The sequence below is a fragment of the Pseudomonas azadiae genome (assembly GCF_019145355.1).
Lineage (GTDB): Bacteria > Pseudomonadota > Gammaproteobacteria > Pseudomonadales > Pseudomonadaceae > Aquipseudomonas > Aquipseudomonas azadiae.
In genome coordinates this window covers 641,353-662,949 of record NZ_JAHSTY010000001.1, presented here as the reverse complement: position 1 = coordinate 662,949, position 21,597 = coordinate 641,353, and the positions used below count along the sequence as shown (strand labels likewise).

Annotated in this window: 17 protein-coding genes; 14 read left to right on the top strand and 3 right to left on the bottom strand. The window is 62.0% G+C overall.

Annotation, left to right across the window (positions count from 1 at the left end; all coding sequences use genetic code 11):
- Nucleotides 1-22: 22 nt before the first annotated feature.
- Entirely contained in the window at nt 23-1,807 is a 1,785-nt protein-coding gene (locus KVG91_RS02930) for an IlvD/Edd family dehydratase (RefSeq protein WP_169378277.1), read from the bottom strand.
- A 268-nt stretch (nt 1,808-2,075) separates the two neighbouring features.
- Between KVG91_RS02930 and KVG91_RS02925 the strand changes: the two genes are divergently transcribed.
- Both KVG91_RS02925 and KVG91_RS02920 read left to right on the top strand, forming a co-directional pair.
- Nucleotides 2,076-3,110 carry a LacI family DNA-binding transcriptional regulator gene (locus tag KVG91_RS02925; protein ID WP_169378278.1) on the top strand — a complete coding sequence of 345 codons (1,035 nt, stop codon included), beginning with the start codon at nt 2,076-2,078 and terminating at the stop codon, nt 3,108-3,110.
- Between the two features lie 182 nt (nt 3,111-3,292).
- Nucleotides 3,293-4,651 carry an MFS transporter gene (locus tag KVG91_RS02920; RefSeq protein ID WP_169378279.1) on the top strand — a complete coding sequence of 453 codons (1,359 nt, stop codon included), beginning with the start codon at nt 3,293-3,295 and terminating at the stop codon, nt 4,649-4,651.
- A 16-nt stretch (nt 4,652-4,667) separates the two neighbouring features.
- Here the strand turns inward: KVG91_RS02920 and KVG91_RS02915 are convergent, their stop codons facing one another.
- A complete protein-coding gene (locus KVG91_RS02915) occupies nt 4,668-5,519 on the bottom strand; it encodes a lipopolysaccharide biosynthesis protein (RefSeq protein ID WP_178115266.1) in 852 nt (283 codons plus the stop codon).
- A gap of 315 nt (nt 5,520-5,834) precedes the next feature.
- Between KVG91_RS02915 and KVG91_RS02910 the strand changes: the two genes are divergently transcribed.
- The 11 genes from KVG91_RS02910 (at nt 5,835) to KVG91_RS02860 (ending at nt 17,921) form a co-directional block, all read left to right on the top strand.
- Complete coding sequence (locus tag KVG91_RS02910) at nt 5,835-6,503, top strand: GntR family transcriptional regulator (RefSeq protein WP_169378280.1); 669 nt, start codon at nt 5,835-5,837, stop codon at nt 6,501-6,503.
- A gap of 65 nt (nt 6,504-6,568) precedes the next feature.
- The gene (locus KVG91_RS02905) at nt 6,569-7,375 is read left to right on the top strand and encodes an ABC transporter substrate-binding protein (RefSeq protein WP_169378281.1); all 807 of its coding nucleotides are present in this window, start codon (nt 6,569-6,571) and stop codon (nt 7,373-7,375) included.
- Between the two features lie 11 nt (nt 7,376-7,386).
- The gene (locus KVG91_RS02900) at nt 7,387-8,163 is read left to right on the top strand and encodes an amino acid ABC transporter permease (protein ID WP_169378282.1); all 777 of its coding nucleotides are present in this window, start codon (nt 7,387-7,389) and stop codon (nt 8,161-8,163) included.
- A 2-nt stretch (nt 8,164-8,165) separates the two neighbouring features.
- Nucleotides 8,166-8,945: an amino acid ABC transporter ATP-binding protein gene (locus tag KVG91_RS02895; RefSeq protein ID WP_169378283.1), complete on the top strand. Its 780-nt coding sequence runs from the start codon at nt 8,166-8,168 to the stop codon at nt 8,943-8,945.
- Between the two features lie 22 nt (nt 8,946-8,967).
- A complete protein-coding gene (locus tag KVG91_RS02890) occupies nt 8,968-10,578 on the top strand; it encodes a gamma-glutamyltransferase family protein (RefSeq protein ID WP_169378284.1) in 1,611 nt (536 codons plus the stop codon).
- Nucleotides 10,579-10,927: 349 nt separating this feature from the next.
- Complete coding sequence (locus tag KVG91_RS02885; protein WP_169378285.1) at nt 10,928-13,333, top strand: TonB-dependent receptor; 2,406 nt, start codon at nt 10,928-10,930, stop codon at nt 13,331-13,333.
- Between the two features lie 227 nt (nt 13,334-13,560).
- Nucleotides 13,561-14,475, top strand: a complete 915-nt coding sequence (locus KVG91_RS02880) for a Fe(3+) dicitrate ABC transporter substrate-binding protein (RefSeq protein ID WP_404822401.1) — start codon at nt 13,561-13,563, stop codon at nt 14,473-14,475.
- Between the two features lie 2 nt (nt 14,476-14,477).
- Entirely contained in the window at nt 14,478-15,467 is a 990-nt protein-coding gene (fecC, locus tag KVG91_RS02875; RefSeq protein ID WP_169378287.1) for an iron-dicitrate ABC transporter permease FecC, read from the top strand.
- Nucleotides 15,464-16,432 (top strand): iron chelate uptake ABC transporter family permease subunit, encoded by a 969-nt coding sequence (locus tag KVG91_RS02870; RefSeq protein WP_169378288.1) that lies wholly within the window; start codon nt 15,464-15,466, stop codon nt 16,430-16,432. The genes fecC and KVG91_RS02870 overlap by 4 nt, the downstream gene beginning before the upstream one ends.
- 4 nt (nt 16,433-16,436) lie before the next feature.
- A complete protein-coding gene (fecE, locus tag KVG91_RS02865) occupies nt 16,437-17,225 on the top strand; it encodes a Fe(3+) dicitrate ABC transporter ATP-binding protein FecE (protein WP_169378289.1) in 789 nt (262 codons plus the stop codon).
- A 75-nt stretch (nt 17,226-17,300) separates the two neighbouring features.
- Entirely contained in the window at nt 17,301-17,921 is a 621-nt protein-coding gene (locus KVG91_RS02860) for a TetR/AcrR family transcriptional regulator (RefSeq protein WP_169378290.1), read from the top strand.
- 116 nt (nt 17,922-18,037) lie between these two features.
- Here KVG91_RS02860 and KVG91_RS02855 read toward each other — a convergent pair whose 3' ends face one another.
- The gene (locus KVG91_RS02855) at nt 18,038-20,788 is read right to left on the bottom strand and encodes a beta-glucosidase (protein ID WP_169378291.1); all 2,751 of its coding nucleotides are present in this window, start codon (nt 20,786-20,788) and stop codon (nt 18,038-18,040) included.
- Nucleotides 20,789-21,298: 510 nt separating this feature from the next.
- On the opposite strand from KVG91_RS02855, the gene KVG91_RS02850 reads away from it, so the two are divergent.
- A complete protein-coding gene (locus KVG91_RS02850) occupies nt 21,299-21,523 on the top strand; it encodes a hypothetical protein (RefSeq protein WP_169378292.1) in 225 nt (74 codons plus the stop codon).
- Nucleotides 21,524-21,597: the final 74 nt, after the last annotated feature.

The following is a 21,597-nucleotide window of genomic DNA, read 5'->3' as shown; positions in this document are numbered from 1 at the left end:
TCACCCTTTCTAAAAGAACGAATCAGTGGGAATGGCGTGGGTCGCCGCTACGTGCAATGACGCGTAGGTGCAAGGTCGCGGGTTCCAGGCAACCGCCGGTGGAAAGTTGGCCAACCTGTTGCCGGTAGAGTTCCTGCCACGGCGTTTGCGACGCTGGAATCGACGGCTTGAACGCCGCTTGGCGGCGCGCCATTTCGCTGTCATCCACCAGCAGATCGACCCGGCGCGCATTGAGGTCGACGCGCAGCCGGTCATTGGTTTGCAGCAAACCGATCCCGCCGCCCACCGCGGCTTCAGGCGACATGTTGAGAATCGACGGGCTGGCCGAGGTGCCGCTTTGGCGCCCGTCGCCCAGGCAGGGCAGGGAGTCGATGCCGCGTTTGATCAGTGCGGCGGGTGGCGCCATGTTGACCACTTCGGCGCTGCCCGGATAACCCACGGTGCCGCAGCCCCGAATGACCAGAATGCAGCGCTCGTCGATGTCCAGGGCTGGGTCGTTGATCCGGGCCTGATAGTCCTCGGGGCCTTCGAAAACGATAGCGCGGGCTTCGAAGCTGTTCTCCGCGCCGGGTTCGGACAGGTAGGTTTTACGGAAGGCTTCGCCGACTACCGACATCTTCATGATGGCGCTGTCGAAAAAATTGCCGCTCAATACAATAAACCCGGCGCGCTGGATCAAGGGATCGGCATACGCGTGGATCACATCCGTATCGCTGGCGGCGCTGTGGCTGACGATCTCGCCAATGGTCTTGCCCGACACCGTGGCGCATGCTTCATGCAGGCGGCCGGCGTTCTTCAGTTCGTGCATCACGGCAGGCACACCCCCGGCACGGTGGAAACCTTCACCCAGGTATTTGCCGGCGGGCATGCAGTTGACCAGCAGCGGCACGTCTTCGCCGACGCGTTGCCAGTCTTCCAGGCTGAGGTCGACGCCGGTGTGTCGTGCGATAGCGATCAGGTGCGGCGGGCAGTTGGTCGAGGCACCCAGCGCGGACGCCACGGCAATGGCGTTCTCAAAGGCTTCGCGGGTCATGATGTGCGAAGGCCGGATATCCTGGCGGACCATGTCGACGATACGCTTGCCTGTGGCGTAGGCCATCTGGCCGCGTTCACGATAGGCCGCCGGAATGCTCGCGCAGCCGGGCAGCGACATACCCAGCGCTTCGGCCAGTGCATTCATCGACAGCGCGGTGCCCATGGTGTTGCAGTGACCGATCGACGGCGAGGCCGCGGTGGTCATCTCCATGAAGCCTTCGTAGTCGATTTCACCGCTGGCCAGCAAGTTGCGCGCGTGCCAGAGCACGGTGCCGGAGCCGATCAACTGGCCCTTGTGGTGCCCATCGAGCATGGGGCCGCCCGACAAAACAATCGCTGGAATATCCACCGTCGCCGCCGCCATCAGGCAGGCCGGCGTGGTCTTGTCGCAGCCCGTGGTCAGCACCACGCCATCCAACGGATACCCATGCAGAATCTCGACCAGGCCGAGGTAAGCCAGGTTGCGATCCAGCGCCGCCGTGGGGCGCCGGGTTTGTTCGGCCATCGGGTGCACCGGGAACTCCATCGGGATACCGCCGGCATCGCGAATGCCCGCCTTGGTGCGCTGCGAGAGTTCGAGGTGGTGACGGTTGCACGGCGCCAGATCGCTACCGGTCTGGGCGATACCAATGATGGGGCGGCCTGATTGCAACTCCTCGCGCGTCATACCGTAGTTCATGAAGCGTTCAACGTAGAGTGCGGTCATGTCGGCATGATCGGGGTCGTCAAACCATTGTTGACTTCGCAGGGGCGCACGGGTGCTTTCAGGCATGGTTTTATCTCTTGTTAGAAGCATGTCGATTGAAAGTGAACACCCGCGGAACGATGAAGAAATGAGCATCAACCGGTGTTCGAATGCCTCGATGTTACCGGTAACATCATTTTTGTAAAGGCCCAATCTCGCTATTCGAGCGGGCGCTGCCTCCGTGCGTAACGAGCAGAGGTCGGCCATCCGGTGCCCATGTATAATCAGCTCCCATCCGTGTTGGAGGCGTTGATTCCCAGGGTCCGCCGGTCATTTTCAGGAAAACAGGACGTTCATGAGTTACGAGGATTCAGGCAAAACCACCACGCCGCCGCGAATGGCCGATGTTGCCAAACTGGCCGGCGTTTCGAAGATGACGGTTTCCCGGGTCCTGGCCGGTCGCGATGTGTCGCAGCGCACCCAAAAGTTGGTGCATGAAGCGATTGAAACCCTCGGCTATCTGCCTGATGCGTCGGCCGGAACCCTGGCCACCGGGCGTTCCGAATTTATTGTGGCGTTGGTGCCGTCGTTGGCCAGCTCGAACTTTGCCGACACCGTGCGCGGCCTGAATGACGCCGTCAGCGGGCACGGCCTGTGCCTGCTGCTGGGGGACACGGATTACCACCTGGAACAAGAGGCATTGCTGGTGCGTACGCTGCTGCGGCATCGACCGGTCGGGGTGATGTTGACCGGCAGCGCGCACTTGGACGAAACCCGCAGGCTGCTGCGCCAGGCGCAAGTTCCTGTTGTCGAGACATGGGACATTCCAGACGATCCCATCGAGCAATCGGTCGGGTTCAGTAACGTGGCCGCTGCGGCGGCGTTGTATGAGCACCTGCACCGGCAAGGTTATCGGCGCATAGGCTACATCGGCGGGGCATCGGTACTCGATCACCGTGGCCAGCAACGCCAGCAAGGCTACCTGCAGGCAGTCGCGGCAGCGGGGGCGCAGCCCAGGGTGATGGAGTACGGCGAGTCGCCTATCACCATGAGCCATGGCGGAGAATCCGTGAAGCGGCTGCTGGACAAGTGGCCGGACACCGACGCGGTGATGTGCGTCAGTGACCTGTCGGCGTTCGGAGCCATCATGGAATGCCATCGACAGGGTCGGCGCGTGCCCGGCGACATCGCAATCGCAGGCTTCGGTGATTTCGAAGTCTCGCGCTATTGCACGCCGACCATCACCACGGTCTCGGTTGATCCTTACCGAATCGGCCGTCGCGCCGGTGAATTACTGGTAGCCAGTGCCGCCGCACAGCGCCTTGGGCTGCCCCGTGCGCAAACGTGCGATGTCGTCGAATTCCAGATCATGGCGCGCGAAAGCACCTGAATTTTTTTGATCGAGCCCGCTTGCTTTGCCTCGAAAGTCATGGCTAAACTAAAAATGTTACCGGTAACATACCCACTTGCAGATTCCTTTCCCTGCGCATTGGCTTAGGCCAGCCCAGGTTGCTCAAGGTGGCAAGCTAAAACAAAAACAATCGGCATGACGACATGCCTTGAGGTCAACACATGGAATCAGTATCTCAGCGTCCTCTCGAAGGAGAGGGCTCGGCGGCGCTTACCCGCGAGGATCGTACCTACCGCAAAGTCATCCTGCGCATCCTGCCAATCCTGCTGTTTTGCTACATGGCGGCGTACCTGGACAGGGTCAATATTGGCTTTGCCAAGCTGGACATGCTCGATGACCTGCAATTTAGCAACACTGTCTACGCCCTCGGTGCGAGCATTTTCTTCTGGGGTTATTTCCTCTTCGAGGTCCCCAGCAATCTGTTCCTCCATCGCTTTGGCGCGCGCCTCTGGATCGCCCGCATCATGATCAGCTGGAGCATTGTCTCCATGGCGGTAGCCTTTACCGTGCCGCTGGCCAAGTTTTTCCACATCGAATCGGAAACCATGTTTTACCTGCTGCGCTTCCTGCTGGGTGTGTGCGAAGCGGGTTTCTTCCCAGGGGTGATTCTCTACCTCAACTACTGGTTTCCGACGCACCGCCAGAGCCGAGTCATGGCAGGTTTCCTGATGGCGATGCCGATCAGCCTGACCCTGGGTGGGATCTTGTCGGGGTGGTTGATGTCGGCGATGCAGGGTGTCCACGGGATGGCGGGCTGGCAGTGGATGCTGATTATCGAAGGGATTCCTTCACTGATCATGGCCGTCGTCGTGGTGACGCTGCTGGTCGATAAAATCGACAACGCCAAGTGGCTGACGACGGCAGAAAAGAACATGCTCAAAAACAACCTCGACCGAGAAAACACCCAGAAGGCCTCGAGCCTGCGCGAGGTGATCTTCAATGGTCGTGTGTGGTTGCTGGTGCTGATCTTGCTGACATTCAACACTGGCTTCTACGGGTTGGCGTTCTGGATGCCGACGATCATCAAGGCCACCGGCATTTCCAATACCTTGCATATTGGCTTGCTCACGGCCATCCCTTACTCCACTGCCATCGTGGCTATGACCCTCAATGCCTGGCACTCCAACAAAACCGGCGAGCGCCGATTGCATGCGGCTATTCCAGCGTTCATCGGTGGGATCGGGCTGATTTTCAGCGCCATCTTTGCCCATAACCTGCCGGTGTCGATTTTCTTCCTCAGCGTCTCCGCGTCGGGGTTGCTGAGCCTGATGCCGATCTTCTGGACATTGCCGGGCACGGTTTTATCGGGTGTGGCAGCCGCGGCAGGCATCGGCATGATCAACGCGATCGGCAACCTCTCCGGGTTCACCGGTTCGATGATTACGGCCATGGCGCAAACGCTGACCGGCGATATGAACAACGGCACCTATGTCTTGGGCGGCTGCCTGCTCGTCAGCTGTGTGCTGATCCTGTTGATCCCCAAAGCGATGCTTGCCAAGGACACCTCAAGGGCTGGCTGACGGCGTCTGCGCAACGCTACGCCAGCATGGTCTCAACCTGCGCGAGCGTGACACGCGGGACTACGTCGTGCGGAATTCTCGAAACCTCGGACAGGTTGTAAACCATGAAGTCATCGCCCATGACTTTGCGCGACATCAATTCAAACGACGGCAATATGCGGGTGCAATAGTGCTGATCCAGCCCACAGGGTGACTGTATGGATCCAGCGGTTTCGTAAAACCTTCCTGAACGCTCATCCAAGTCAACCCCCACCAGGAAGACCTGGGTGAAGCCCACGTGGTAGGCCAGCTGTATGGCCAGATACGCCACGGTTCTGGCATCAAAGAAGCCCTCGCTCATGTCTTTGCTGAACCCGAGCGGACGTTTACGAGCGGGGAGCCACGAATGATTGACGACCAGCGCGCTGCGTTTGCCCAGAGCGGATTCCAGCCATGAGGGCCTTTCGGCCTTTGAGAGCGGGTAGAGCCGTCCGGTTGGACGAGCACGAGAGGAGCGCGCGTGGTCTTCCCAAAGCGCTACGCTCTGGCTGACCTCCATCGCGTGCTTGAACAAATCCGGCTGTTGTTCCGAAAAGCTTCGGTCCGTACAGGCGTAAAAGTAAGGCTTTATGTCGGTATCCCGGAACATGGAAATAGCGCCATTCATCGTGATCATCGGCACGTGCGCAAATTTTTTGATGGGAAACGACTTGGCCGAAGGGCCTGAGGCAATGATGAACACCGCGCCTGACTCGATGTTCCGGCAGCGATTGAACGGGTGCACGGCCAGCGGGCGTGTGGTCGAGAGCCATGGCCCCGAGAAGGGCGTATAGAAAGCCTGTTTAGCATGGCACGCAGGTCCAGTGCCAAGGAGTGATGTCTGTTTCATCCGGCCCAACCGTCCAGTGAAATGTAAATATGTGTATCAGCGGACAGGTGGTTTGCGTCTGAGTTCCTTCTTTATGACTGCCTTGAGACGAACCGGAGCGGCGTAACCCCGTTCCTGTTACTTCTGCCCACTAACGGGGCATCTTCCTGAGCCGTTTGGTAGCAATTCCTACATCTTCCTTCCGCCACAGCCATCAGCGCTTTTTACCTATCTGATCCGAATCAACCACTTGGCTCGCCATAGCATTACCTGGCACACATCCTGCTGTTTTGCATTTATGGATAATTGGATACAAAAATTCAAAAGGTGCTGTCGATGCAATTTGCTCCCGCTTATGTTGACCGTCAGCCGCTCACCGCCGAAGAAGAGGCGTACAACTTCCTGCTCGACGCCATTTGCGGTGGACGCTACCGCAAAGGCGACCGGCTGATCGCCGAAGACATCGCCAGCGAGATCGGCATGAGCCGCATGCCGGTGCGCGAAGCCTTTCGGCGCCTGGATGCCCAGGGTCTGGTGACATTGCGGCCCAATCGCGGTGCTATCGTCAGCGGCCTGGATATCGACGAGCTGCATGAAGTGTTCGAAATGCGCAGCGCCCTCGAAGGCTTGGCCGTGCGCGTCGCGGTCGGGCGTATCGGTGAGCGCCAACTGGCCGCCCTGGAACGCATGCTTGACGAGATGGACGACTACCGCGACGAAAGCGCCGCATGGGTCAGCCGTCACCGCGCCTTCCATGAATACCTGTGCAGCCTCAGCGCCCGACCGCGCTTGATGAGGCAGATCTCAGCGCTGTATTCGCTGGTCGAAGCGCCCATGCGCCTGTGGCTGCAGCACGGCGAGAAACCCCTCAGCGCGCGCCAGGAACACGCGGTGATCCTTGACGCGATTCGTGCCGGTGACGCCGCTCGGGCCGAAGCCATCGTGCGCGAACACATCGAAGGCACCGTGCCGGCGCTGATCCAGTTCCTGCAAACCAAACAATAACAACGACCTGCTGTGTTTTGACTTTGAGTCCTGCCCCGTCAACCAACGAACTGGAGTGTCTGGTCATGCATAAATACCGCGCCTTGCTGGTGGCTGTCTCCCTCGGCCTCTGTACCCAATGGGCCACCGCCGCACCCCAGGTGCCGGAGCGCCTGAAGAACGTCGACAAACTCACCTACTGCTCGGGGATGGATTCACCGCCTCTGGTGTCTTTCGACGAAGCGCAGAAACCGCGCGGGCTCACCGTCGACCTCGGCCTGGAAATCGCCAAGCGCCTGGGCGACAAACAGGTGCAGTGGCGGGTGATTCCGTTCTCCGGCCTGGTGCCGGCGTTGCTCGCCCAGCAATGCGACATGATCGTCGACCAGCTGTTCGACAAGCCGGAGCGGCGGCAGGTGATCGACATCGTCAATTACATGTATTCCAGCCAGTCGGTGGTGGTGCCCAAGGGCAATCCCAAAGGCATCAAGACCCTGGATGACCTGTCCGGGCATAAGGTCGCCGTGCTCAACGGCTCCACCATCAAGACCCTGCTGGATACGCAAAACGAAAGCCTGGCCAAGGCCGGCAAGCCTTTGATGAAACTGGTGGTCTACAACACCGACACCGACGCCTTCCAGGCCCTGCGCATCAGCCAGGTCGACGCCTATGGCACCACCGTGGAAACCGCCGGCTATTACGCCGCGATGGCTCCCGACCTGTTCCAGGAAGGCGTGCCGGCATTCAGCCGCATCCTCACCGGCCTGGGCATGCGCAAGGACGACTCGCAACTGGGCGCCGCGGTGCAGCAGATCATCAGCGACATGCGCAGCGACGGCAGCTATGTGCAATTGCTCAACAAATGGCATGTCAGCAGCGACACACTCGACTGAGGCAACCCGCGATGAATTTCAATTGGGATGTGTTCTGGCAGTACCTGTTGCAGCCGAGCGGGGTGTACCTCACCGGGCTGTGGCTGACCTGCCTGATCGCGGTGTCGGCGATGCTGCTGGGCTGCGCGCTGGGGTTGGCGGCGGCGTTGTTGCGTTTGTCAAAGAACCCGCTGTTGCACCTGCCGGTGCGTTTTTATGTGTGGTTGATGCGCGGCACGCCGCTGCTGGTGCAGATCGTGTTCCTGTACACCGCCCTGGCCGCTGGGGGGATATTCCGCTTCGAGGATATCGAGCTGTTCGGCCTGGTCGTTCCCGGCAACATCCAGGCGGCGATCATCGCCCTGGGTTTGAATGAAGGCGCGTACATGGCCGAAATCATCCGCGCCGGCATCGGCGCGGTGGACAAGGGGCAATACGAGGCCGGGCGTTCCCTGGGCATGGGGTTTGGCAAGCTGATGCGGCGCATCGTGCTGCCCCAGGCGTTCCGGGTGATCGTGCCGCCGTTGGGCAATGAGTTCAACGTCATGCTCAAGAACACCACCCTGGTCAGTGTGATTGGTGTCCAGGAGCTGCTGCTCAGTACCCAGATGATCACGTCGGCGACCTTCCGCGTGTTCGAGCTGTATCTGGTAGTGGCCCTGTACTTCCTGACGCTGACTACCCTGTGGGGCTTCTTCCAGCATTGGCTCGAAAACCGCTTCGGCCAGTCCGACCGGCCCTGCGCGCCGCCGCCCGCCGCCAGCCGCATGTTCGGTCGCAGCGCCTTGAAACTGCTGAGGGGACGTTAACCATGGCGCACCAAAGTGAAGAGCTGATCATCGAAGCGCTGGATGTTCAGAAGTCGTTCGGGCACTTGCAGATCCTCAAGGGTATTTCCCTGCAGGTGCGGCGTGGCGAAGTGGTGGTGCTGATCGGCGCTTCCGGCTCCGGCAAGACCACCTTTATCCGCTGCATCAACCTGCTCGAAGATATCCAGGGCGGGCGCATTCGCGTCAACGGACGCGCCATGGGTTATCGCGAGCGCAGTGACGGCAGCCTGGTGCGTGACTCGGAGCGCAACATCGCGCGCCAACGCCGCGACATCGGCATGGTGTTCCAGCGTTTCAACCTGTTCCCGCACATGACCGCGCTGGAAAACATCATCGAAGCGCCGATCCAGGTGCTCGGTGTGCCGCGTGCCGAAGCCTTGGAACAGGCCCGTGGTTTGCTGGCGCGGGTCGGGCTGACGGACAAGGCCAACCACTACCCGTCAATGCTTTCCGGCGGCCAGCAACAACGGGTGGCCATCGCCCGCGCCCTGGCGATGAAGCCCCAGGCGATGTTGTTCGACGAACCCACCAGCGCCCTCGACCCGGAAACTGTCGGCGAAGTGCTGCAAGTGATGAAACAGCTGGCCGAGGAGGGCATGACCATGGTGGTGGTCACCCACGAAATGGGCTTTGCCCGCGAAGTGGCCGATCGCGTGGTCGTGCTCGACCAGGGTGAACTCATCGAGCAAGGGCCGCCGGAACAGATTTTCAGCCACCCCAGCCACCCACGTACCCGGGCCTTTCTCAGCCGCGTGTTATGACCTTTTTTGAAGAGCCTTTGCCATGTTGAATTTCTCCGCTCACGAATACCCCTATCCATCGCAGCGCCAAACTGTGTTCGCCAAGCGCGGCATGGTCGCAGCGTCCCAGCCCCTGGCTGCCCAGGCCGGCATCGAAATCATGCAAAAGGGCGGTAACGCGATTGACGCCGCCATCGCCACGGCGGCGGCGCTCACGGTCGTCGAGCCTACCGGCTGCGGCCTGGGCGGCGATGCGTTTGCCCTGGTCTGGTGCAAGGGCCAGTTGCACGGCCTCAACGGCAACGGCCACGCGCCGGCCGCCTTGAGTATCGAGGCGGTCAAGGCGGCGGGGCATGACCGGATACCGGTGTATGGCTGGACCCCCGTCACAGTGCCGGGCTGCCCATCGGCCTGGGCCGAGCTGTCGCAACGCTTCGGCAAGCTGCCGTTTGCCGAGTTGCTGCAACCGGCGATCAGCCTGGCGCGCGAGGGGTTCCCGGTGTCGCCGGTGGTCGCGCATCAATGGCAGATCGCCCTGAGTGAATACGCCCCGCACCGCGACGACGTGCTGCAGGCCTGGTTCGACACCTTCCTGATCGACGGCCGTGCGCCACGCGCCGGGGAGATTTTCCGCAACCCGGCCCAGGCGCGTACCCTCGAAGAACTTGCCGCCACCCGTTGCGAGAGCCTGTATCGCGGCGCCCTGGCCGAGCGCCTCGACGCGCATTCGCGCGCCAGCGGCGGCTACCTGCGCGCCAGCGACCTCAAGGACTACCGTGCCCAGTGGGTCGAGCCGATCCACGTCAACTACCGCGGCGTCGACGTCTGGGAAATCCCGCCCAGCGGCCAGGGCCTGGTGGCGTTGATGGCGCTGAAGATCCTCGAGGGTTTCAACTTCGATCACCGCGACAGCCAGCACACCTGGCATCGCCAACTGGAGGCCATGAAGCTCGCCTACAGCGACGGCCTGCACTACATCACCGATCCTCTGCACATGCGCGTGGCGGTGGCCGACCTGCTCAGCGATGACTACAGCGCCCGCCGCCGCAACCAGATCGGCGAACAGGCGCAGCCGCCCAAACCTGGCGCCCCCCACGCCAGCGGCACGGTGTACCTGGCCACGGCGGATGCCGAAGGCAACATGGTCTCGTTCATCCAGAGCAACTACCACGGCTGCGGCTCCGGCGTGGTGTTGCCCGACAGCGGCATCGCGCTGCAGAATCGCGGGTATGAGTTCAGCCTCGACCCAGCCCACGCCAACTGCCTGGCGCCGGGCAAGAAAACCTTCCACACCATCATCCCCGGCTTCCTCACCAAAGACGGCGAGGCGCTCGGCCCGTTCGGCGTGATGGGCGGCTACATGCAGCCCCAGGGCCATGTGCAGATGGTGATGAACCTGGTGGACTTCGGCCTCAACCCGCAAGCGGCATTGGACGCGCCGCGCTGGCAATGGCTGGGCGACATGAAGGTCGGCATCGAACAGGGCGCTTCCCGCGACCTGGCCAATGCCCTGGCGCGGCGCGGGCATCAGGTGCAGATCGCCAACGACCTCACCGACTTCGGGCGCGGGCAGATCATCCTGCGCGATCCTGCCACCGGCGTGTTGTGCGGCGGCACCGAGCCAAGGGCGGACTCGCACATCGCGGTGTGGTAAACGGGCCGAGCGCGACCTGCAAAACACCGCAGATCAAAATGTGGGAGCTGGCTTGCCTGCGATGGCCAAAGGTATCTACACATCTTTGTAGTGAGCGGGCTTGTCCCGCGCTGGGTGGCGAAGCGGCCCCAAACCAGACGATCTGGTTTCATCTGAAACACTACGGTGTCCTTATTGGGGCCGCTTCAGCCCAGCGCGGGACAAGCCCGCTCACTACAGGGAGATTTGTCAACTCTTGAAAGTTGTGTAGATACCTATGCTGTATCGAAAAAAAATGGCCGAAGCCTGTCCCCTTTTTTCACCTCGCCTGTCATTCCAGGCAAGTGAACAAAATCGAGAGCTTCCTCCCATGCCCGCAGTCCGACCCTTGCGCTTGCGCCCGTTGCTGAAGTTGAGCCTGCTGCTGAGCCTCAGCGCGAGCCCGTTATTCCCCTCCGTAAGCGTTGCCGAAGACGCCGCCACCCGCCGCAGCTACCAGGTGCCGGCCGGCAGCCTGAGCGCGGCACTTACCCGGTTCGCCGGGCTGGCGGGCGTCAACCTGTCGGTGGACCCGGCCCTGGTCAGCGGGCGCAGCAGCGGCGGTTTGTCCGGCGAGTACGGCGTGGAGGAGGGCTTTGCCCGTTTGCTGCAAGGCTCCGGCCTGCAATTGCAGCCCATGGGTGAGCAGGCCTATATGCTGGTGCCAGCGCCGGAAGGCAGCAGCCTGGAACTGGCGCCGACGTCGATTCTGGGCACTACCGGGCTGTACGACGGCGACACCTACGCCGGTGGCCAAGTAGCGCGCCGTGGCTCCCAGGGTTTGCTGGGCACGCGGGACTTCATGGAAACGCCGTTCAGCATGACCACCTACACCGCCGATGCGGCGAAAAACCAGCAGGCCCGCACCCTGGGCGACCTGATCGCCAGCGACCCGGCGGTACGCGCCACCAACCCCGCCGGTGGGCGTTATGAGCAGTTCACCATCCGCGGCTTCAGCCTGTTCAACAGCGATGTGTCGTACAACGGCCTGTATGGCGTGCTGCCGACCTACACCATCGACATGGAGATGGCCGACCGCGTCGACATCTTCAAAGGCCCCACCCAGTTGATCAACGGCATTTCACCGCGCGGCAGCGTGGGCGGCGGGATCAACGTGGTGCCCAAGCGCGCCACCGACAAGGACATCAACTCGTTCACCGGCAACTGGGCCTCCGACAGCCAGGCCGGCGGCGCGGTGGACGTGGGCCGACGCTTTGGCGAAGACAACAAGTTCGGCATCCGCTTCAACGGCGTGAAGCAGTCCGGCGACACCGAGTGGGACCACCAGAGCGTCGACCGCGAAATGGCCGTGCTGGGCCTGGATTTCCGTGGCGAACGCCTGCGCCTTTCCACCGATATCGGCCACACCGAACGCGACACCGACGCGCCGCAGGAACGCGTGCAGGTGGCGGCCGCGGCGCCGGTGCCCAGTGCCAACGATGTACGGCGCAACTATGCACAGTCCTGGAGCAAGGCCAGCACCAACGACACCTTTGGTACGGTCAACGGTGAGTACGACCTCAGCGATAACCTGATGCTCTACGGCGGTGTGGGCGCGCGCAAAAGCAACCACGACTTCCTACGTCACGCCGTGTCCGTGACCAATGCGGCCGGTGCGTTCAGCGTGCAGCCACGGGACTTCACCCGCGATGAAAACGTGCGCACCTACACCGCAGGCGTGCGCAACTGGTTCCATACCGGGCCGGTGAGCCATGAGGTCAACCTGGCCGCCAGCTACTTCTACATGGACTTCACCAACGGCGGCGCGCGTTATGCGCAAGCCACGAGCAACATCTACAACCCGGTGCAAATGCCGATGCCCTCGCGGCCGACGCGGTTTGATCCCGAGGTGTACACCGAAAACAAATTCAGCGGCGTGGCCTTGTCCGACACCCTGGGTTTTTTCGATGATCGCCTGCTGCTCACCCTGGGTGCGCGCTGGCAGCGGGTCAAGGTGGACGACTGGAGCGATGGCGTCAAAGGCCGCACCGCCTATGACGAAGAAAAGGTCTCGCCATCGGGCGGCCTCCTGTTCAAGGCCACCGATAAATTGTCGCTGTACGCCAACTACATGGAAGGCCTGAGCCAGGGCAAGATCGCGCCCTCGACCTCGATCAACGAAGACGAGATCTTCCCGCCGTTCATCAGCCGCCAGGTCGAAGTGGGCGCCAAATACGACGCCGGCGCGTTCGCCGTGACCGCCGCCGTCTTCCGGATCAAGCAACCGGCCTATGAAACCAACGCCACGTCGCGCGTGTTCGGCCCCAACGGCAAACGCCAGAACGACGGGGTGGAACTCAGCGTGTTCGGCGAACCGCTCAAGGGCGTGCGGTTGCTCGGCGGCGTGATGTACATCGACAGCCAGCTCAAGGAAACCACCAATGGCGCCTTCGACGGCAACCGCGCGCCGGCGACCCCCAAATACAACGTCAACCTCGGCGCCGAATGGGATGTGCCAGGCCTTGAAGGCCTGACGTTGACCAGCCGTGGCATCTATTCCAGTTCGCAGTACCTGGACCAGTCCAACGTCAAGCAGATCGACGCCTGGAACCGCCTCGACCTCGGCGCGCGGTATGGCTTCAAGGTGGATGACAAACACATCACCCTGCGCGCGAACGTGGAGAACCTGGCTGACAAGCGCTACTGGAGCTCGGCCGGTGCGTCGGATGACAGCGAGCCGGGGCTGACCTTGTCCACGCCGCGTACCTACCTGCTGTCCGCCACGGTCGACTTCTAACGGCTGTACACCGATCAAAAATGTGGGAGCTGGCTTGCCTGCGATAGCGGTGTATCAGCCACCCAATCTGGCACAGACACACCGCCATCGCAGGCAAGCCAGCTCCCACACGTGCGGCGTTAATGAGAATGTTTTTTGATCACGCCGCCTCAATATGGAATAGTACCCGCCGTTTTCCCCGGCCTGTCCCGCTGGGGTGCTTTAACGCCGAGGTCCTTGTCATGCGAATGCTGCGCTCCATCCCCACTCTTGCCGCCTGCCTCCTGGCGTTGTCTTCAAGCCTGCTGAGCGCCGCGCCCATCGACCTCAACGACGGCCAGCACGCGGTGCATCTGCCGGATGCGCCCAAGCGTGTCGTGGTACTGGAGTTTTCGTTTCTCGACAGTCTGGCCGCCGTTGACGTGACCCCGGTCGGCGCTGCCGATGATGGCGACGCCAACCGCGTATTGCCCCGTGTGCGCCAAGCCATCGGCCAGTGGACGTCCGTTGGTCTGCGCTCGCAGCCGAGCATCGAGGAAATCGCTCGGCTCAAGCCCGACCTGATCGTCGCCGACCTCAACCGCCACCAGGCGTTGTACAACGACCTGGCGAGTATCGCGCCAACCCTGTTGCTGCCGTCGCGCGGTGAGGATTACCAGGGCAGCCTGAAATCCGCCGAGCTGATCGGCAAGGCCCTCGGCAAAAGTGCGCAGATGCAGGCGCGTATTCAGCAGAACCGGGAAAACCTCAAGGCCATCGCACAACAGATTCCCGCGGGTGCCAGCGTGTTGTTCGGCGTCGCCCGTGAAGACAGTTTCTCGGTGCATGGCCCGGACTCCTATGCGGGCAGTGTGTTGCAAGCCATCGGCCTGAACGTTCCGTCGGTACGCGCCAATGCCGCGCCCACTGAATTCGTCAGCCTGGAGCAATTGCTCGCCCTCGATCCTGGCTGGTTGCTGGTCGGCCATTACCGCCGCCCGAGCATCGTCGACAGCTGGAGCAAGCAGCCGCTGTGGCAGGTGCTCGGCGCCGTGCGTGACCAGCATGTAGCCGAAGTCGATGGCGACAGTTGGGCGCGCAACCGTGGCGTGCTGGCCTCGGAGCAGATCGCCGAAGACGCCTTGGCGATTCTCAAGGGCGGTAAAGCCGTACTGAGCCAATAGGCATGGGGCGAGGTCTCGCGGCGGCAGGCATTGTGGTGCTGGGCGTCTTGCTGTTCTGGCTCTCGTTGTCGAGCTGGTCACCGTTCACGATCACGGCGACGGACGCCTGGAATGGGCTGATTCATCAAGGCAGCGTGGGCGGCAACCGGGCGTATATCGTCGCCCAACTGCGTGTGCCGCGCGCCGTGTGTGCCGCGTTGGTCGGCGCCTGCCTGGGCCTGGCCGGCGCGTTGATGCAGGGCATCACGCGCAACCGCCTGGCCTCGCCGTCCCTGTTTGGCGTGACCGCTGGCGCGGCGCTGGGATTGGCGTTGTTTTCGACCGGCCTGGTCGCACCGCCGTTTGCCGGTGGCGCGTTGCTGATGACGTGCCTGGGCGGCGCGCTGGCCTGGGTCACGGTGTTCAGCCTCGGCGGTGCCTGGTCGCCGACCACGGCCCAGGGACGCCTGGTATTGGCCGGTGTTGCGGTGGCGGCGCTGTGTGCGGCCTTGACCCGGCTCACGGTGATCCTGGTCGAGGCGCAGGCGCAAAGCGTGCTGAACTGGCTGGCCGGTTCCCTGGCCAATGCCGGCGCCGCGCAGGTGCAGTTGCTCTGGCCCTGCACCCTGATTGGCGGGTTGTGGGCACTCTGGTGTGCGCCACGCTTGAACCTGATCAACCTCGGCGAAGACGCCGCGCGCTCCCTGGGCGTGGGCATCGCCAGCCTGCGGTTGCAGGTGTTTATCGCCAGTTTGTTGCTGGTCGGGGCGAGTGTCTGTGCGGTAGGGCCGATCGGGTTTGTCGGCTTGATTGCGCCGAATATCCTTCGTCAGTTCCTGGGTAATGACTACCGCTGGCTGGTCCCGCTGAGCGCGGCATTGGGCGCTGTGATTGTGCTGGGCGCCGACCTGCTCAGCCGCGCGGTGGCCTTCCCGGTGGAAACGCCGGCGGGTGTAGTCACCGCGTTGATCGGTGCACCGTTTTTCCTGTTTCTTGCCAGGCGCGCCCTATGATCCGTCCACGACTGCGCCTCTGGCTGCTGCTGGGCCTGTTGGCGCTGGCAACGTTTATCAGCCTCAGCGCCGGCACGCTCTGGCTCACGCCCGGTACCGTATTCGACCGCCTGCTGGCCCACGACGCGCTTGACTTCGAGGTGTGGAACCACCGCCTGCCACGCAGCCTGATCGCGATCCTCGCCGGTGCGGCCTTCGGCCTGGCCGGGGCAATTGTGCAGGGCGTGATCCGCAACCCGCTGGCGTCGCCGGAAATTCTCGGGGTGACCCAGGGCGCCGGTCTGGCGCTGACCGTGGCGATCATCGGCTGGCCGCACTTGCCGGTTGCCTGGCTGCCGCTGGTGGCCTGCCTGGGCGGGGCCGGCGGCGCGTTGCTGCTGGCGCTGTACAACACCGGGGTGAGCTTTTCCGGCGTGCGCTTTGCATTGTCCGGGGTGGCGATTGCGGTGACCTTGTCCAGCGTCACCGAGTTTCTGATCCTGTCCCATCCGCTGGATATCAACACCGCCTTGCTCGCCTTGACGGGGAGTCTGTGGAGCCGTAATTGGCACCATGTGCTGCTGGTGCTGCCGTTCCTGGTGCTGGTCCCCGCAGGCCTGTGCCTGGCCAAGCCGCTGAACCTGATCGCACTCGGTGATGAAGCGGCCCACAGCCTCGGCACCGCGCTTGGCCGTACACGCGGGCTGGCGATGGCCTGCGCGGTGCTGCTCACCAGCCTGGGCGTTGGCGTGATCGGGCCCATCGGCTTTATTGGCCTGGTCGCGCCACACATGGCGCGCCGCCTGGTGGGCGGGCATCACCAGTACCTGCTGCCGGCCGCGATGCTGATCGGCGCGCTGCTGCTGGTGCTGGCCGATACGCTGGGGCGCACATTGATCGCGCCCAGCGAAATCCCCGCAGGGGTGCTCACGGCGGTGATTGGCGCGCCGTATTTTCTTTGGTTGCTGGCACGGTTCAAGGGCTGATGACATGAGTATTCTCCACGCACGGCAGCTCGACATCGGCTACGGCGCCACGCGCATCGTGCAGGGCCTGTCGTTCGCGCCGCCGGCGGGCAAGGTCACCGCGTTGATCGGTCCCAATGGCTGCGGCAAGTCCACCTTGCTCAAGGCATTTGCGCGCATCCTCAAGCCGACCCAGGGCGAATTGACCTTGGATGGCCAGGCCTACGCCAGCCTGTCCGCGCGCCAACTGGCATGCCAGATCGCGTTTCTGCCCCAGGTGCTGCCGGTGCCGGAGGGCGTCAGTGTGCGTCAGTTGGTCGCCTATGGCCGCAGCCCGCATAACTCACTGTGGGGACGTTTGAGCGGCAGCGATCAATCCCACGTGACCCAGGCCATGCAACGCCTGGAACTGGACAACCTGGCCGAGCGCGCGCTGGCCGACCTGTCCGGCGGCCAGCGCCAGCGCGCCTGGTTGGCGATGGTGTTGGCGCAGAACGCGCCGATCGTGTTGCTCGATGAACCCACCACCTACCTCGACATCAGTCACCAGGTTGAACTGCTCGACCTCATGGGCGAACTGGCCGCTGAAGGCAAGACCGTGATCACCGTGCTCCACGATATCAACCAGGCTTGTCGCTACGCCGACCATCTGGCGGTGATGCACGGCGGCAAGCTGGTGGCCGATGGTGCGCCGGCGCAAGTCATTAGTGCCGAGTTGATGCGCCAGGTGTTCGATGTTCAGGTGCAAGTGATGCAGGAGCCGGTCGCCGGCACGCCGATGTGCCTGGTGGAAAAAAGCACCCGCGCTCACTGAGGGTTCTTCAATCCTTTATTTGCGGCTCAGGGGCAATTTGGATACGGTGCAAGCCTGCCCACAAGGACGTCCCCCATGAAAGAACCCGCCCCCAAGACCCGTCGCGCCCCAAAAGGTGAAAAACGCCGTGAAGAGTTGCTGGATGCGGCCTTGCAGGTGTTTTCCCTGGAAGGCTACAGCAGTGCCTCGATGGCCCAGGTAGCGGCAATTGTGGGTATTTCGGTTGCCGGCCTGTTGCATCACTTTCCCAGCAAGATTTCCTTATTGATGGGCGTGTTGCAGCGTCGCGACGAGGTTAACCAGCGGATTGCCGATGAGGTGCGGGCCGAGAAATCGCTGTCCGGTCTGCTGGGCAGCCTGAGGGCGATAAACCGTTCGAACGCCACTGCGCCGGGGGTAGTGCGGGCCTTTACCATCCTGAATGCGGAAAGTCTGCTCGATACGCATCCGGCCTGGGAGTGGTTTCAGTCCCGTTATGCGGCGATTCATCAGCGCATGCAGGCGCAATTTGCCGACCTGGTGGCGGCGGGGGAGGTGCGCGGTGACGTGGACATCGCCGGGCTGGTGCAAGAAATCCTGGCGATGATGGATGGCCTGCAGATTCAGTGGCTGCGTTTTCCCGAACAGGTGGACCTGGTGGCGCGGTTCGATACCTACATTGCGCGGGTCGAGGCAGCCATCAGAATTCGAACGTAAACACGGTCAAATGTGGGAGCGGGCTTGCTCGCGAATGCGGTAGATCAGTCAAAGATGCACTGACTGACACACCGCTTTCGCGAGCAAGCCCGCTCCCACACTAGACCGCGCCGGGATCAGTTACCGCCAGCACTGCCCTGGCTGCTGTCATCGCTCATGTCATAGCCATCACCGTCGCTGGTGCCGCTGTCACCTTCATTCTGGTGCAGCACGCCGCCGGTCTTCACCGTCGAGTCACGCAGCGTCGAATTGAGCGCCGAGCGCGGCAACGGGTTGCTGGTGGTGGTCGACAGTTCTTGGCGGAATGGGTTGACCAACTTGGCGTTCAGGCGAATATCCTGGGACGACGCGCCCACGGACAGGTTGAAGCTGTCCGCATCCACCACCCATTGCTTGCTCGCCACGTCGTAGTAGGCCAGCGAGCGATCGTTGAGCTCGATCGTCACGCGCTTGCTCTCGCCAGGTTTGAGGAACACCTTCTTGTAGCCCTTGAGCTCCTTGATCGCACGCTCGACTTTCGGGCTGGCCTGGCCCACGTACAACTCGGCCACTTCGGCGCCCGCCACCTTGCCGGTGTTGGTCAGGTCGAACGACACCTTGATCGGCGCATCCGCCACTGCCACGCCTGGGCTCACCTTGATGTTGCTGTAGCCGAAGGTGGTGTACGACAAGCCATACCCGAACGGGTAGAGCGGCTTGATGCCTTTCTTCTCGTAGCCGCGATAGCCCAGGAACAGGTCGTCCTTGTAGCTCATCTCGGCCAGGGTTTCCTGGTTGTCGAATTTGGGGAAGGTCGCGTAGATCGGGTTGTCTTCGATGTTGCGCTCGATGCTGATCGGCAGCTTGGCCGACGGGTTGACCTTGCCCAACAGGATTTCCGCCAGGGCCTGGCCGCCGTTCTGCCCAGGGTAGAACGCGTGCAGCGCCGCGGGTACCTGGTCGATCCAGTCGCTCATCTTCAAGCCGGTGCCGCCGTGCAGGGTGACCACGGTGTTCGGGTTGACCTTGGCGATGCTCTGGATCAGCAGGTTCTGGTACTCCGGCAGGTCGAAGCTGTGGTCGAAGCCTTCGCCTTCGTATTCATTGCTGTTACCGGCGGCAACCAATACCGCGTCGTACTTGGCCAGGTCCTGTGGCGCAACCAGCGAAGCCCAGCTCATCTGCACGCCGACCAGGCCGCCCATGGTCGATAGGTAGCCGTTGCGACGCGAGTATTCCAGCTTGATGTCGACGGGTTTACCGGCCTCCAGATTGACCTTGGCGAACACCGGGATGGTCGGCGGGATGCTGTTGTTCGGCAGCGGTTTGCCGTCGCCGTTGTCGAGGACTTTCTGGCCGTTGACGTAAAGGCGCACCGCACCGTCGGCGCGGACCTTGAATACCTGTTCACCGCTGACGGTCGGGGTGATCTGGCCGCTATAGCGAATCGAGGTGGCGGCGGTATCACCGTTCACCGGCAGGCTGTCGGTGGACCAGTCGAGGTCGACATGCGCGTCGGTGCGGCTGGCGGCCGGGTCACCGGACCAGTTGCTGTTGCTGAAGAACTCGGTCTTCAGGCCTTTGACAGGGTTGCCATTGCTGTCGGCATGGCTCCAGCTGGAGGTGGCCGGGTCCAAAGACAGCCCGTCGATGAACTCGACCTTGGCGCCCGGCGCCAGTTGCTGCAGGCCGCTCAGTTCACTGATGTAGTTGGCGGCCATCACGTTGGCACTGCCAAAACCGGTGGGCGGCGCGTACTTGGCCAGGGTGCCGACCACGGCGATGCGCTTGACCTTCTTCGCGTCCAGCGGCAGCAGGCTGTTCTGGTTCTTCAGCAGCACGATGCCTTCGCGGGCGGCGTTCAGCGCCACGCGGTTACTGGTGGCGCTGTTCATGTTGTGGCTGGTCAACGGCGCCTTGCTGTCGAACTTGTACAGGTAGATCTGCTTGAGAATGCGGCGCACCTTGTCATCGATGGTCGCGCTGCTCAGTTCGCCACTGTCCAGGTACGGCTTGAGCACCGTGCTGTTCATCTGGTAGCCCATCATGTCCAGGTCGGTGCCGGCCTGTGCCGCCGGCAGACCGTTGACCACCGCGTTGTAGTCGCTCTGCACGAAGCCCGGGTAGCCCCATTCGGTTTTCAGAATGTCGCGCATCAGGTGTTTGTTCTGGCAGGCGAACTCGCCGTTCACCTTCTGGAACGCGCACATCATCATCGCGACCTTGCTGTTCTTCGAGGCGGACTCGAACGGCGGCAGGGTCATCTCGCGCAGCACGCGCTCGCTGATGATTTCATCAAGGTGGAAGCGGTTGCTTTCCTGGTCATTGGCGGCGTAGTGCTTGGCGTTGGCCCACACCCCGCGCGACTGGATGCCGTTGATCACCGCCGGCGCAAGGCTGGCGCCGAGGAACGGGTCTTCACCGGACAGATACTCAAACGCGCGACCGCTGTACGGCATGCGATACAGGTTGACGCCTGGGCCTGTGACGAACTGATAACCACCGCTGGCGGTGTCATAGCCCAAGGCCCGGCCCAGGTCGATGGCGCGGCGCGGGTTCCAGCTGGCGGCCAGGTTCGGCCCGGACGGGTACACCACGCCCTGCGCGTTACCTTCGCTGGTGTAGCGCACGCCCACGCCGCCGTCGGCGCCGTGAATCTGTGGGACGCCATACTGGGTCAGCGGCTTGACATCCCAACCACCGGTGCCGCCGATGTAGGCGAGTTTCTCCTCCATGGTCATCTTCGCCAGGGTTTTATCCGCGGCCTTTTCCGCGCGGCTCACGCGGCCCTCATCCAGAGCGGGACTGGTTGCCGCATGCACCTGGGACACGGCCAGCGCCAACAGGGCGAACGCCGACTGGGCACCGATCATTTTGCGTTTATTCATGGGTCTCTCCGACAACTGTTCAGTAAACATGGCGCGCCGAGAAGTGCGATTTCCGGTGCGCGCTCGTCACTTTTTTCTGGGCAATAGTTGCCCGTGATCGCAATTTTTAACCGATGGCTAATTGCAACTATTTGGCGAATTTCGCAGTTTTAAAAGTGTAATAATTATATTGATTGTTGTTATGAGTGATGCCTATGTGATATCGCCTGATAGCATTTTTGAATCGTAAAAACCGCATAATTAAGGCAATTCTTGCGGGTATAAGTCAAACGAAAGCTAATTTTTGCGTAAAATAAGAAATAATTTCTTACGTTCTGGAACTATTACTAAACCAACCAGTCGATTGGTTTAAGAAAATTTGTCGAGTCGTGGCTAACTAGTGGCATTGCTCGGTGGTTCTAAAGTGCCATGCCTTACACAGGCTGTAATACACAACGCTTTGGTGTAGGGTCTTGAACGAGTTCAAGGCGCCACTTGAGTGATCTGCTGTTTTTGATCTGGAGAACGTTGATGAAGATTTCCCTGTTGGGTGCCGGTTTTGTACTGAGCGTTGCGCTAAGCGGCGCGGCAATGGCGGCTGAGTCCACGGACGCTGATGCCACATCCGGGGCCGCCGATTCCACGGTGTTGACCCAGGCCCACGATGCCAAGGCGGCTAAAAAGCAGAAGGCCGAAACCACCAAGGGTGGCCGGCCGCTGAACAGCAGCCAGGCGACGCCGAAGACCTCTAACTAACGGGAAGTGCGGTCCCCCTGTGGGAGCGGGCTTGCCCGCGATAGCGGTGTATCAGCCAGCACATGCGGCAGCTG